Annotated in this window: 12 protein-coding genes, 1 tRNA gene and 5 pseudogenes; 8 read left to right on the top strand and 10 right to left on the bottom strand. The window is 59.6% G+C overall.

Annotation, left to right across the window (positions count from 1 at the left end; genetic code table 11):
- The 3 genes from AB9K34_RS23950 to AB9K34_RS23940 form a co-directional block, all read right to left on the bottom strand.
- On the bottom strand, window positions 1-566 hold a 566-nt coding region (locus AB9K34_RS23950; protein WP_369957276.1), incomplete at its 3' end, for an IS66 family transposase zinc-finger binding domain-containing protein.
- A gap of 60 nt (window positions 567-626) precedes the next feature.
- On the bottom strand, window positions 627-974 hold the full coding sequence (tnpB, locus tag AB9K34_RS23945) for an IS66 family insertion sequence element accessory protein TnpB (RefSeq protein ID WP_369957274.1): 348 nt from the start codon (window positions 972-974) through the stop codon (window positions 627-629).
- Entirely contained in the window at window positions 971-1,345 is a 375-nt protein-coding gene (locus AB9K34_RS23940) for a transposase (protein WP_369957273.1), read from the bottom strand. The genes tnpB and AB9K34_RS23940 overlap by 4 nt, the downstream gene beginning before the upstream one ends.
- A gap of 154 nt (window positions 1,346-1,499) precedes the next feature.
- On the opposite strand from AB9K34_RS23940, the pseudogene AB9K34_RS23935 reads away from it, so the two are divergent.
- Window positions 1,500-1,643 (top strand): annotated as a pseudogene (locus AB9K34_RS23935) (integrase core domain-containing protein); the annotation flags it as partial.
- Here the strand turns inward: AB9K34_RS23935 and AB9K34_RS23930 are convergent.
- A pseudogene (locus AB9K34_RS23930) lies at window positions 1,640-2,075 on the bottom strand (transposase); the annotation flags it as partial. The pseudogenes AB9K34_RS23935 and AB9K34_RS23930 overlap by 4 nt on opposite strands.
- Before the next feature lie 89 nt (window positions 2,076-2,164).
- Between AB9K34_RS23930 and AB9K34_RS23925 the strand changes: the two are divergent.
- Window positions 2,165-2,770, top strand: a pseudogene (locus tag AB9K34_RS23925) (integrase core domain-containing protein); the annotation flags it as partial.
- Window positions 2,771-2,793: 23 nt separating this feature from the next.
- Here AB9K34_RS23925 and AB9K34_RS23920 read toward each other — a convergent pair.
- On the bottom strand, window positions 2,794-3,126 hold the full coding sequence (locus AB9K34_RS23920) for a transposase (protein ID WP_369957271.1): 333 nt from the start codon (window positions 3,124-3,126) through the stop codon (window positions 2,794-2,796).
- 352 nt (window positions 3,127-3,478) lie between these two features.
- Window positions 3,479-3,659: pseudogene (locus tag AB9K34_RS23915) on the bottom strand (hypothetical protein); the annotation flags it as partial.
- A 330-nt stretch (window positions 3,660-3,989) separates the two neighbouring features.
- Here AB9K34_RS23915 and AB9K34_RS23910 point away from each other — a divergent pair.
- Window positions 3,990-4,065 (top strand) — tRNA-Thr (locus AB9K34_RS23910).
- Between the two features lie 328 nt (window positions 4,066-4,393).
- Window positions 4,394-4,531: a hypothetical protein gene (locus AB9K34_RS23905; protein WP_369957270.1), complete on the top strand. Its 138-nt coding sequence runs from the start codon at window positions 4,394-4,396 to the stop codon at window positions 4,529-4,531.
- Between the two features lie 1,293 nt (window positions 4,532-5,824).
- Here AB9K34_RS23905 and AB9K34_RS23900 read toward each other — a convergent pair.
- Window positions 5,825-6,235, bottom strand: a complete 411-nt coding sequence (locus tag AB9K34_RS23900) for a hypothetical protein (protein ID WP_369957268.1) — start codon at window positions 6,233-6,235, stop codon at window positions 5,825-5,827.
- Here AB9K34_RS23900 and AB9K34_RS23895 point away from each other — a divergent pair.
- Window positions 6,182-6,853 (top strand): annotated as a pseudogene (locus AB9K34_RS23895) (IS3 family transposase); the annotation flags it as partial. The gene AB9K34_RS23900 and the pseudogene AB9K34_RS23895 sit on opposite strands and share 54 nt — an antisense overlap.
- 259 nt (window positions 6,854-7,112) lie before the next feature.
- Here AB9K34_RS23895 and AB9K34_RS23890 read toward each other — a convergent pair.
- Together AB9K34_RS23890 and AB9K34_RS23885 are read right to left on the bottom strand one after the other, a co-directional pair.
- Window positions 7,113-7,895 (bottom strand): Bax inhibitor-1 family protein, encoded by a 783-nt coding sequence (locus AB9K34_RS23890; RefSeq protein ID WP_369957267.1) that lies wholly within the window; start codon window positions 7,893-7,895, stop codon window positions 7,113-7,115.
- A 172-nt stretch (window positions 7,896-8,067) separates the two neighbouring features.
- Window positions 8,068-8,277 (bottom strand): DUF1127 domain-containing protein, encoded by a 210-nt coding sequence (locus AB9K34_RS23885; RefSeq protein WP_369957265.1) that lies wholly within the window; start codon window positions 8,275-8,277, stop codon window positions 8,068-8,070.
- 122 nt (window positions 8,278-8,399) lie between these two features.
- Between AB9K34_RS23885 and AB9K34_RS23880 the strand changes: the two genes are divergently transcribed.
- Complete coding sequence (locus AB9K34_RS23880) at window positions 8,400-9,281, top strand: LysR family transcriptional regulator (RefSeq protein ID WP_369957263.1); 882 nt, start codon at window positions 8,400-8,402, stop codon at window positions 9,279-9,281.
- A gap of 3 nt (window positions 9,282-9,284) precedes the next feature.
- Here AB9K34_RS23880 and AB9K34_RS23875 read toward each other — a convergent pair whose 3' ends face one another.
- Window positions 9,285-10,244 (bottom strand): NADPH:quinone oxidoreductase family protein, encoded by a 960-nt coding sequence (locus tag AB9K34_RS23875; protein WP_369957261.1) that lies wholly within the window; start codon window positions 10,242-10,244, stop codon window positions 9,285-9,287.
- Window positions 10,245-10,583: 339 nt separating this feature from the next.
- Here AB9K34_RS23875 and AB9K34_RS23870 point away from each other — a divergent pair, with 339 nt between their 5' ends.
- Complete coding sequence (locus tag AB9K34_RS23870; protein ID WP_369957259.1) at window positions 10,584-10,955, top strand: helix-turn-helix domain-containing protein; 372 nt, start codon at window positions 10,584-10,586, stop codon at window positions 10,953-10,955.
- A gap of 64 nt (window positions 10,956-11,019) precedes the next feature.
- Window positions 11,020-11,832 (top strand): histidinol-phosphatase, encoded by an 813-nt coding sequence (hisN, locus tag AB9K34_RS23865; protein ID WP_369957257.1) that lies wholly within the window; start codon window positions 11,020-11,022, stop codon window positions 11,830-11,832.
- Window positions 11,833-11,931: the final 99 nt, after the last annotated feature.

Here is an 11,931-nt window from a genome sequence, read left to right as displayed (position 1 = left end):
GACGGCGCCGGCAGTTGGGTGATCTTCTCGCAGCGCCGGCAGGACTTCTTCAACCGGGCCGTCTCGACCACCTTCAGCTTGGCGGCGATCAGATCGAGAATCTCACTGACATCTTCGCCGATCAGGCGCAGGGCGCCGCCGTAGTCGGGGCAACTGTCGCCGGGATCGAGCACGATGCGCTCGCGCGGCGTCGCGGCCGTCACCCGCGGCTTGCGACGGCGCGGGATGGCGACCGTCTTGCCCTCGGCGACCGACGCGGTGACCTCGTCATCCTCTTCGGGTGGCATCTCGGCCTCACCGCTGGCCTGGCTCACCTCGAGGTTCTCGAGCGCCAGTTCCAGTTGCTCGATCTCCCGCTCGATCTTCTCCGAACTCTGGCCGAACCGCTGCTTCTTCAGCCGGGCGATCCGCAGCCGCAGCGCCTGCACCAGTGCCTCGTGAGCCCGCAGGCTGGCCTTCAGCCGCGCGATCGTCTCTTCCACCTGCGCATTCTCCGCCTGCAAAGCAACGATCATCGCCTTCAGGGCGACCGGATCGTCGGGCAATTGGGCGGTGGCGGAGGTCATGCGCCTGTCTATCACGACTCCTCGGAATGATTAATAAAATAAGCAAAAACAGTCAGATAATCAGCCAACCCGGGCCGGCGGCGCGCCCCAGTCTGGCCGTCTCCAGTCAATTCCTTCCCAGAGCATTGCCAACTGCGCCGAGGTCAGCCGGGCCACCCCGTCACTGGCCGAGGGCCAGGGAAAACGCCCACGGGACAGGACCTTGCAATAAAGACAGAAGCCCTGGCCGTCCCAATACAAAAGTTTGACTCTGTCATCCATGCGCCCGCGAAAGGCGAAAACCGCGCCACCGGTCGGCTTCTGACGGAGCACGTCCTGAGTAAGGGCCGCGAGACCTGCAATCCCCTTCCTCATGTCGGTCGCGCCACAGGCCAGGTAGACCCGCACACTTGTGCCGGGGCCGATCATGCCGTCTCCACCAACCGGATCAGCCGCGCCAAATAATGATCCTCTATGCCGCCACTGCACAGAAGCCGGCGACCATTGCGCAGCACGATCTCCACCGCGGACTCCGGCGCCTCCACCGCCGATCTCAGCTCTGGTTCCAGAACCGGAGAAAGGTCCACCGGCAAGAACACCGTTTCCTCAGATCGCGGCCAAATTCCCTTGCGCCGCAACTCCTGCCGCCACTGGTAGATGTGCTGTCGCGTCAGGTCTTCCTCCCGCGCGACATCCGCAACGGTCCGCCCGGACAAGCCAACCTTCCCAAGGATCGCCAGCTTCTTCTCATCCGACCACCGTCGGCGGCGTTCCACACCCAGCACTTTACCCTGCCGCATCCGATCTCCCTGTCAATACGACGTCGGTAACGACGGTAGCCTAAGATCTTGCGACCATGCTCAGAAGGCGGCCCAGAGCGGCCGGTTACGATCTAGGCTAGGTCTAGGTGTTTGATCCTACGGTTTGATGGTGCGATCCTTTCTTTGGAATGGAAGGCTGACCAAGCCCAACAACCCATGGACGAACGGTCAAGTCGAGCGAATGAACCGCACGATCAAGGAGGTCACCGTCAAGCGCTTCCACTACGATAGCCACGACCAGCTGCGAACGCACCTCGCAGGCTTCATGGCGGCTCATATCTGTGGATCGAAGACTTCCCCGGATTTCAGCATCGCATACATTATCACGGCGAGCTTGCGCGCCATGGCAACGGCGGCGCGTTTGAAACCGACCATTTCGCGCAGCCCGAGGCCCCATCTGCGCAAGTTGCTTTCAGCTGCGATGCGGGTCAGGATGGTCGATGCGGCCTCGTAGAGCAGCCATCGCAGCTGTTTGTCTCTACGTCGGGAAATGTGACCGTCATAGTCAACCTCTGCTGATTGGTGTCGCCGTGTCGTCAACCCGACCTAAGCACCAACAGAACGCGATTTTTTGAGTTGCATGGATCTTCAATGACCGTGACGAAAGACGTTGCCGTGATCGCACCAACTCCGGGGATTGACATGAGTAGACGACATGGCGTGCGGTCGTTGCGACTTGGGTTCCAAGCCGTGCCACCCGTTCGCGGATGCGCCTCAGGTGGGCCTTGAGTTCGTAGAATATGAGGGCGCGAACGCTATGGGTTCGCGCCCAATTGATTTCGACCGGATTGAGATCGGGCGGCGCATCCCAATGCGCGCGGGTCGCTGGACTTCCTGGCTGACAGCTTCGGGGCGTCCCGGAAATTCCGCATCCTGGCAGTGATAGACGATTGCAGTCGCGAAAACCTGTGCCTGATTGCTGACACCAGCATCTCCGGCGCGCGTGTCGCGCGTGAGCTGGATGCGCTGGTGCGGATCTACGGTAAACCCGGATTCATAGTCAGCGATCGAACCATTGGAACGCCATTGGTTCGAGAGACAACGGCGAGGGGGACAGAGTTCACGAGCCGGGCCATTCCGAGGTGGGCCGATCAGAACGCAATTCCGTGGCACTATATCGACCCAGGGAAGCCGCAGCAGAACGCCTTTATCGAGCCATTCAACGGCAGCCTGCGCGACGAACTGCTGAACGAGGAGACATTTGACACCCTGGACGACGCCCGCCGGAAGCTGGCGCTCTGGCGTTACGATTACAACACCGTCAGGCCGCACTCATCGCTCGGGAACAAAACACCGGCCGAAGCGCGCCGGACGCTTGAGCAATTTGAGGGCTCCGCGCCAGGCGCGCTTGCCAAGCCCGAAACCGACGACTACCAAAATCAAACCCGCAGACTCTCGTCATGAACGAGGGACCAGTGGGGGGCACGTCAGTCCAGCATTGCCAGGAGGTTGGCGTCCATATCCTCGAGATCGGCAGAAATGTGTTGTTTCCTACGCGCCGCTATCTGTGCAGAAAGCCGTTTACGCATCTCTACCACTTGAGCTCTGCGTGTAGTTAAAGCTCTGAGAACACGCAGGTTCTCTCCCGGCAGTTTCCGCCCGACTTCAGGCCTGAACAGCATGAACCGCGCGATGAGCTCGGCATCGATCCGGTCGGTCTTTGCCCGTGTGCCCCGGGAAAGGGCAAAGGCCTTGATTTGTGCCGGTGGTAGTTGCACAGCCTCCACCCGGCCGCGACAAACGTAGACCAGAGCAGCCATTCCTGACCGCCCGTTGCCTCAAATCCGACCCGCGCTGGCTGGGACAAATCCTGGATCGGCGTGAGAAGTTGCGCATGGCCTGCTGGGGTGTTGGGCAGGCGGAGCCGTCGCCCGTTCGACGCATAAAACCGTCGAGCCAATCGCGGGAAACATCTATGCCGATCACGGCTGCTGCTGGTATCATATCACACTCTCTTCCTTATGCTTCGCGGTCCCGAAAAACGGGCCGCCGTCAACTGTTCGAGACGGTGAAGAGAGGCGGGATCGCCTGCTAGCGATCGTGGTCAGGCCACAAGGTGTTCAGCGCTGTATCCCACCCCATCGCAGCTCCTGGCCGGGAGCCGCGATGGGGCTAATGTAGCAGACCCGAGACACACAAGGTGTTCAGTCCCGGCATCTGGTGGATCGGATTTAGGATGAATCTGTCTGGCTCTGATGGTCCAGACCTTGCAGATGTATTCGTAGAGTGTGAGCCCGTTGAGGGTCTTGAGACAGCGCGCGAAGTTGTAAGCTGCCATGAAGTCTGTGAGGTTCGTCCCCGACAACCTCCGCGTTATCCCTATGCATACAATTACAAGATCAAGACGGATTGGTTCGACTCGAACTGGCCCGAACCGCCGCGCGCTGGGCTGTTCGGGTTTGAGCTTCCTGATGATGGCGAAGAGGAAATCCCGTTCTGATTCTCCCTTGCGCGACAGGCGTTCAGCCTATAAACGGAGCGTCCGTCGCCTCAATAGCTCAGCTGGTAGAGCAGGTCTTTCGTAAGTAGCGGGTCCATCCGCGATTGACGTTCAAGACCAGTGAGTTAGAGAAGGCGCGGAGTAACTAGTAGGGCCATAGTAGGGCCGCAGAAAGAGAAGGATGCCGCTGTAGCTCAGCTGGTAGAGCACGTCATTCGTAATGATGGGGTCGTAGGTTCGAGTCCTATCAGCGGCACCACCCTTCTCAGACGTCACCCCGATTTTAGCACTGGAATCAACGCCTTCAGTATGGCCGCAAGGTGACGATTGCACTTTCGATTTTTAGACATTCGGGCTAGGCTGCACTCAGGATTGGCGAAAATGGCCGATCTCGGGGCGTAGTAACCCCTCCCGTAGCGGTCGGTGCAGACCGTAATGCACCTCCTCGAACCTTATGGTCGGGGAGGCACTGGCGTATGTCCAGGGCTTCGGCCTAAAGGCCAGCGCGGTTGTCTACGGGCGGCTTACTAACTCCCCGGCTGCCAGAGGAAACTCTGGTGGCCGATTTCGTTAGTAGAGGAGCCGTTATGAGCAGCAGTGAATTGAAGAAACAGGGAACGACCTTCGTCGGAGTATTTATCCGTTGGCTGCGCCTTCTACAGCAGAGTTCCCTTGGCGCTATGACGCCGGGACGGGCCATCTTGGCGATTGTTTATACCGAGTGAACGGGCACTTCGACGCCCAAAATGGATTCGGGGCGATGCTGAGGGGCACGTTTACCGGCACGATCCGATACTTCCCCGAACGCGGGAGCTGGCAGACCGAATCGCTGAGCGTTAATTAGGCGCGGTGATGGTCCGGCGCGTTGGTGCAACCCATAACGGCCCAGCCCAGCGCAAACAGACGGGAGAGGCCCAGAGCGGGCCGCACAGGCCCCACCTAAGGGGTGTGCTGCACAAAACCCTGCGCCATAGCCTAAGGCACCCTGTGCGCTCCTCTAACGTCCTTAATATTCCGTAGCAAATCTACCTGCCGCTGACTATTTTGTAACTTGTAACCGTAACTTAGCTCTGAAGGTTTTAGAACAGCAATAAGGCGGGGCACCGTAGCGCCCCGCCGGGTAGTGCAGGCCAGTTTGGGCCTTATGTTACGTTACAAGGTACACCGCGCCGCTCAAAACGGAGGCTTGTCGCCATGATGCCGGTCGAGGCGGTCGATGAGAACGATATCCTTACCCCAGTTGTCTATTGGGTCTCCCAAGATGAAAAAGTGCCGCCACCTTCGGTGTCATCTTGATTGTCGCGTTCCTGATGATGTCCTTATCGGCCCAGACATATTCGGTACGTTTTGTTCAGAACGTACTGGCGCAAGCCTCTGCAAAAACAGTCCCTTAGAAGGCCGCTGAAAAAATCCGGCCATCGCCTTTTCGACGCTAAGGGGCGTCATTTTTCGGGCCCTCTCGTTGAGCTGATGAAAATCCAGCGCATTGGAGCCTGACGAGCGAGCCGACAGGCGCGCGACTGAGATCTTTTTCAGCGGCCTGTTAAAGCCGGTCGAAGGTATGGTCGCACTCATCGGCATCCGAGGCTTGATGGCCGCAATCCCGCAGTGATCTACAAGAACACTATCCCTCACCTGAAAGCCAGCATCTGCCAAGTAGCCAACGATAGCCACAACCCGACGAGTTTCCACAGAGCCTCGGCCTATTTCGGTAACCGTCCGGTCTGACCGCTACGGGCTCCATTTCCACGGTAGCAGATCCTCGACGCTGTTGATCTTGTAGTCCGGGATCCGTAAGCGCTACGGCGTGGCCCTATGCGGCGAGGCTTGCGTAGTAAAAGGATACTGCTCTGAGCGGATGGGTGACCTCCTAAATTCGACCGCCGCCAGCCCCGTCCCTACGGCCCTTCTTATGGAGAGCGGGCCGGGGCTGGCTCATCTCGCCCCTGATCCGCTGTATGATAGCCTGTGCCCGTGTCGTTGTTTGTCTGCTGCTTCATTATGGACAGGGTGCCGTATCAAGCATGGACAGGATGCCGAGTGGTTTTGGAATACGCACTGAGCGCACCGATCTTTTTTCTCATATGCCGTGATGACAGGAACGCTCTCTGTCTCCACGATTCGGGCGAGCAGCGCGTCACTCTGGCGCTCGATTTCACCGAGGCGCTTTTCAGGTCCTGTTCGTCAGCTTCCGCCCGTACCAGTCGGTCGTCCCACAGATCGGCAAACATCTTGCGGGCGACGCTGAGCAGGCTGCGCGACGGCGTCATGTTCCGCAGGAGCGACTCGAAGCCCTCTTCGATATCAGCGCGGCGAATGGACTTGCAGTAGGAGTTGCAACCTTTCGTGTCGCATAGGTAGTAAGGGTAGGACTTGGCAGGCGCCGCATGACCGAAGAGCTGAAGGAGCTTGGCTTTGATTTTGGGCATCGCCGTGTTGTCCGTTTGATGCAAGAGAACGGCATATCCGTCGTCAGAACCCGCAAACACAAGGTGACGACCGATAGCAACCACGCATTCAACATAGCACCCAACCTATTGAACCGGGACTTCCGCGCAGATCAGCCGAACCAGAAGTGGGCCGGTGACATTAGCTATGTCTGGACCCGAGAAGGATGGCTCTACCTTGCCGTTATCCTTGATCTGCATTCTCGGCGGGTGATCGGCTGGGCTGTCAGCAATCGGATGAAGCGTGATCTCGCCATCCGGGCATTTAAGATGGCTGTGGCTCTGCGGCAACCGCCCCAAGGATGCATTCATCACACGGACCGCGGCAGCCAATATTGTTCTCACGATTATCAGAAGCTCCTGCGAAAGCATGGGGTCCAGATGTCGATGAGCGGCACTGGCAATTGCTACGACAACGCGGCGGTTGAGACTTTCTTCAAGACGATCAAGGCTGAGCTACTTTGGCAACGGTCCTGGCGAACACGCCGCGATGCCGAGATCGCCATCTTCGAATACATAAACGGGTTCTACAATCCACGCAGACGCCACTCAGCCCTGAGCTGGAAAACCCCCTTGGCTTTCGAAAGAATGGCCGCTTAAGTGGGCAATCGGAGCGGCACCAAATCGTAACAGGTCCACTACTGGGGCTGCCGGTTTTGGGGGCGAGGGTCCTTTTCAACCACCAACGATGCCATCACCGAAGACATCCTGCTTCAGTACCCGGAACAGCACATCGCTGATCCTACAGGCGCCAGCCGGTACGTGAATTAGTCTCGCGGTCTCAAGAGAAGATGTCTAAGAAACAAAAAAGCCTGCCAAGACAGCGTCTTGGCAGGCTCAAGCGGTGCTGTAGGGACGGTTACTCTCGATTCCCCAAGAGTTGCAGCAGGAACATGAACATGTTGATGAAGTCGAGATACAGGTTCAGGGCACCCATGATCGCGGCTTTGCCCAGCCATTCGGTGTCACCGGAATGCGCCATCTGCACATAGGTGTTCTTGATGTTCTGGGTGTCGTACGCGGTCAGGCCTGCAAAGATCAGCACACCGAGGATCGAGATCGCGAAGGACAGTCCGGGCATCGGCCAGAAGATGTTCACGATCGAGGCCACGATCAGGCCGATCACGCCCATGATCAGGAAGCTGCCCCAGCCGGAGATGTCTTTCTTGGTGGTATAACCCCAGAGCGACAGGCCGGCGAACGCGATCGCGGTGATCAGGAACACCTGCATGATCGAGTAGCCCGTGAAGACGAGGAAGATCGAGCTGATCGAAACGCCCATCACGGCGGCAAACACGTAGAACACGGTCTGCGCGGTGGCGGCCGACATACGGTTGATCCCGGCGCTGAAGCCGAAAACAAAGGCGAGCGGCGCAAACATCACCACCCATTTCAGGGGCGATGTATACAGTGCAGCGCCGAGTCCGGTCAGATACTGATCTGCGCCGATCTGGTATGCGGTCGGTACACTGCTCACCGCAAGGCCGGACAGGGCCCAGGCGGCGGCGAACGTGATCAGCATGCCTACGGACATCGTGCCGTAGACCTTGTTCATGTGCGCACGCAGGCCTTCGTCGATCGCCGCACTGCGCACACCGGCAGCAGTCCGGCCTGTCATGTGACTCGTGTCGAATTCAGCCATTCAAGGTCTCCGTTCATATCAAAAAGGTGCCGCCGGATCGGTCCGACAGCTTTCTCTTCGAATATTGTACCCGCAGCGGGCTTTTTCAAGTGAATCCGACGGAATCGATTGCGGAAATTCGAGTAAACCTGCGGCGGGACGGAAGCGTTTGCGCCGATGGCGTTCCGCAGGCTCAGAGACGCCAGTTTGCCGGTGCATCCCACACCGGACGGCGGGCTTCTGCCTCGGCTTCGCGGCGGGTGACGCCGATATCTTCGAGGGCCGCGTCATCGAGCCGCGCGAGCGCCCGGCGCTGTCGCCAGAGACCCAGCCGCCGCGCCATCCGGGACATGAGTGTGCTGCGCGAGCGGCGCAGATGAGCGGGTATGGAAATATTGGCCATGATCCGTGTCCTTTCATGTTTGCGATGGATTGTCGCCGTTCGATCAATTGCCTTGATGTATGTGCAACTATGATCCATGATGAAAGCCAATGTTTGTTAGGACACGCATCAGGGAATGTGATATGCGAAATCTCGATATAACCACGCTGCGCTCATTCGTGGCTGTCGCCGATACCGGTGGTGTGACCCGCGCGGCCGGGGTTTTGAACCTGACCCAATCTGCGGTGTCTATGCAGCTCAAGCGACTGGAGGAACTGCTCGACCTGGAACTGCTCGACCGGACGGGCCGCACTGTGGCGCTGACCGCGTCCGGCGAACAGCTTCTGACCTATGCCCGTCGTATGGTGGTCCTGAATGATGAGCTGATCACGCGTCTGACCGATCAGGCCTTTGAAGGCGAGATCGTTCTGGGGGTCCCGCATGACATCGTTTATCCGGCGATCCCGCGCGTGATGCAGCAGTTTCACGCGGCTTATCCCCGCATGAGGGTCCAGCTGGTGACCGGCAACAGTCGCGATCTGAAATCCCGGTTCGAGCGTGGCGAATGCCACATGATCCTGACGACCGAGGCCGAGATAGTGTCGGGGGCCGAGGGGCTGACCTCGGTCCCGCTGGTCTGGGTCGGCGCACCCGGCGGGGCGGCGTGGCGAAAGAATCCTCTGGGTCTTGCCCAGGGACGCAGTTGCAGCTTTCGGCCGATCGTGTTGCGGGCTCTGGAAGGGGCGGGGATCGACTGGGATTCGGCGCTCGACAGCGACTCGGACCGCACCATCGAGGCGACGGTGGCGGCGGACCTCGCGGTCATGGTCGCTCTGGATGGCACGCAGCCGCCGCATCTGGAGGTGATCCAGCATGGCGGCGCGCTGCCGCCCTTGCCGGTGAACCATATCAATTTCTACGGCGGAGACAGTGCGTCGGGCGAGGTGCCCGAGGCGCTGGCAGGGCTGTTGCGCGTGGCCTTTGCAGACATGGCGCCGCGCACGCGGCTGAAGATGGCTGGCTGAGCCTCAGTCGGGGTGGATCACCACCTTGCCGGTGGATTTGCGACTGCGCAGCAGTTCCATCCCCTCGGCCACCTTGCTCAGAGGCAGGCTGTGGCTGACATGCGGATGCAGCCGCCCGGCACTGTGCCAGTCGATGAGTTGCCGGAAGCTGTCGCGCACGAGGTCCGGGCGGAACTTCATATAGCCACCGATATAGAACCCCAGGACCGACAGGTTCTTGACCAGCAGGTGGTTGGCCGGAATTTGCGGCACTTCGCCGCTGGCAAAGCCGATCGGCAACAGCCGTCCCTCGGGCTTGCACGCCCTGAATGCAGCCTTGAAGGCGGCGCCGCCGACCGCATCATAGACGACATCGGCCCCGCCCAGGTCCAGCACACGTGCGCGCAGATCCTCGGAATCTTCCACCAGGTGATCCGCACCCGCCGCGCGCGCGACATCGAGCTTGTCCGCGCCCCGGGCATGGGCAATCACGGTCGCCCCCATCAACTTGCCGATCTCGACAGCGGTCAGACCGACGCCCCCGGCGGCTCCGGTGACCAGCAGTGTTTCGCCCGCTTGGAGGCGCGCGCGGTGCGCCAGTGCCAGGTGGCTGGTGCCATAGGCGATCTGCAACGCGGCCGCGTGATCAAAGCTCATGCTGTCGGGAATCGTAATTGCGCGCGCGGCGTCGAACACGCCGAATTCTGCCAAACCACCCTGACCCGAGAAGACAGCGACGCGATCACCCTCTGAGAGATTGTCCACCGAATCGCCTGTTTTCGTGACGATTCCCGACAATTCCATCCCAAGCGTAAACGGTGCGTCGGGAATATCCTGATACGTGCCTTTTTGTGTCAGCAGGTCGGCGAAGTTCAATCCGCAGGCCATCACGCGGACCTGGATCTGGCCGGTTCCGGGATCGGGAACCGGGATTTCCGCAAGCTCTGCTACACCCCCCTTGGTTGCTATGTGATAGGCGAGCATATCAAAATCCTTGTGTTTGCGAAGGTTTAAGGTGAATGTTGAAGACAAGTTAAACGTGTCGTGCAGGGAATTCGATAGTCGGCCTGATCTCAAGCCGGGCAATTGCAGTCACGTCAGGATCTGTTTCCAAAGAGGCACAAATACAACTTTAGCCAGAAGTCACTTCCCGCTTACCGGGAGTTGCTTGTCTTGAATTCAACTCAAAAGCCCTTAGTATCAGCGCCGTGGAGTGGTTCGGGTCTGGCCAAGGCGGGCTTGCACGTGTTGACTGTGCCAGCCGTCATGGTTGAAACCAGCGGTCGCGCCTGAATGTTAATTAGTTTTGAAAAGGAGAAATGTATGACTCACCCTGTAGATGTGCATGTGGGAAAGCGCGTTCGTCACCGTCGATGGTTGATCGGCATGACACAACAGCAGTTGGCCGAGCAGGTCGGAATCAAGTTTCAGCAGATTCAGAAATACGAAACCGGGGCCAACCGCGTCAGCGCATCCCGCCTCTGGGACATCGCGGACGCACTGGACGTTCCGGTAAGCTTCTTTTTTGAAGGTCTCGAAGAGGCGGAGCGGGCCGAGGGTGACAAGTCGATGGTCCCGACCGATCTCATGGGTGATAAGGAGGCGCTCGACCTTGTGCGCTCCTACTACGCGATCCCGGAGAACCAGCGCCGCAGGTTGTTTGAACTGGCCCGCGTGCTGAGCGACGTCGCCTGATCCGAAAATTGATCCGGACGAAGACACGCTTGCATTTCCCGCAGAGGGCTGGCAGTTGCCTGCCATGACCTCTGCGACACTTTCAGACCTTGCCCTTGCGCATCTGCTTGCGGACGCGGCGCGTACCGCAATCATGCCATATTTCCGGCAGGCCGGGCTTGTGGCGCAGAGCAAGGAAAGTGCGAGATTTGATCCGGTCACGGTGGCGGATCGTGCTGCAGAACAGGCGATGCGTGATCTGCTGACCTTGCACCGGCCTCAGGATGGTATCTGGGGAGAAGAGTTCGGGCGTCAGGAGGGCACGTCAGGACGGGAGTGGGTGCTCGATCCGATTGACGGCACCCGCGCCTTCATAAGCGGGACACCGACCTGGGGTGTCCTGATCGCCCTGTCGGACGAGAACGGTCCGACACTCGGAATCATAGATCAACCCTATACGCGCGAACGCTTTATCGGCGCAAAAGGCGATGGCGGATCGCGCGTTTCCGAATTGGTCGGCCCCTTGGGCACTGTTGAACTGGCGACGAGAGACACGCACGATCTCGATCAGGCGATCCTGTTTACCACCTTCCCCGAGATCGGGACGCCGACCGAGCGTGCGGCGTTCGAGGCCGTGGCGGCGCGGGTCAAGCTCACCCGGTACGGGCTCGATTGCTATGCTCTCGGCCTGCTGGCGGCGGGGCAGATCGACCTGGTGATCGAAGCGGGCCTCAGCGCTTATGACATTCAGGGTCCCATCGCGGTGATCGAGGCCGCTGGCGGCGTCGTGACCAACTGGCGGGGCGAACCCGCGCATCTGGGTGGCCGGGTCATCGCCGCCGCCAACCCCGACATTCACGCTGCCGCGTTGGCGATGCTTGCCACCGCCGAGGCTTGAGCCGCAGGGCAACTGGCGTTACACAGAACGGGCGCGCCAAGTCCTTTGCCCGTTTTCTGTTGGCGCGCGTTCACACTTCTCATCCGAACCGGGCCATAT

Source organism: Sedimentitalea sp. XS_ASV28, from assembly GCF_041224545.1.
In the GTDB taxonomy this organism is placed as follows: domain Bacteria; phylum Pseudomonadota; class Alphaproteobacteria; order Rhodobacterales; family Rhodobacteraceae; genus Sedimentitalea.
The sequence above is the reverse complement of the archived record's forward strand: the minus strand, read 5'-3'. Positions and strand labels throughout refer to the sequence as shown.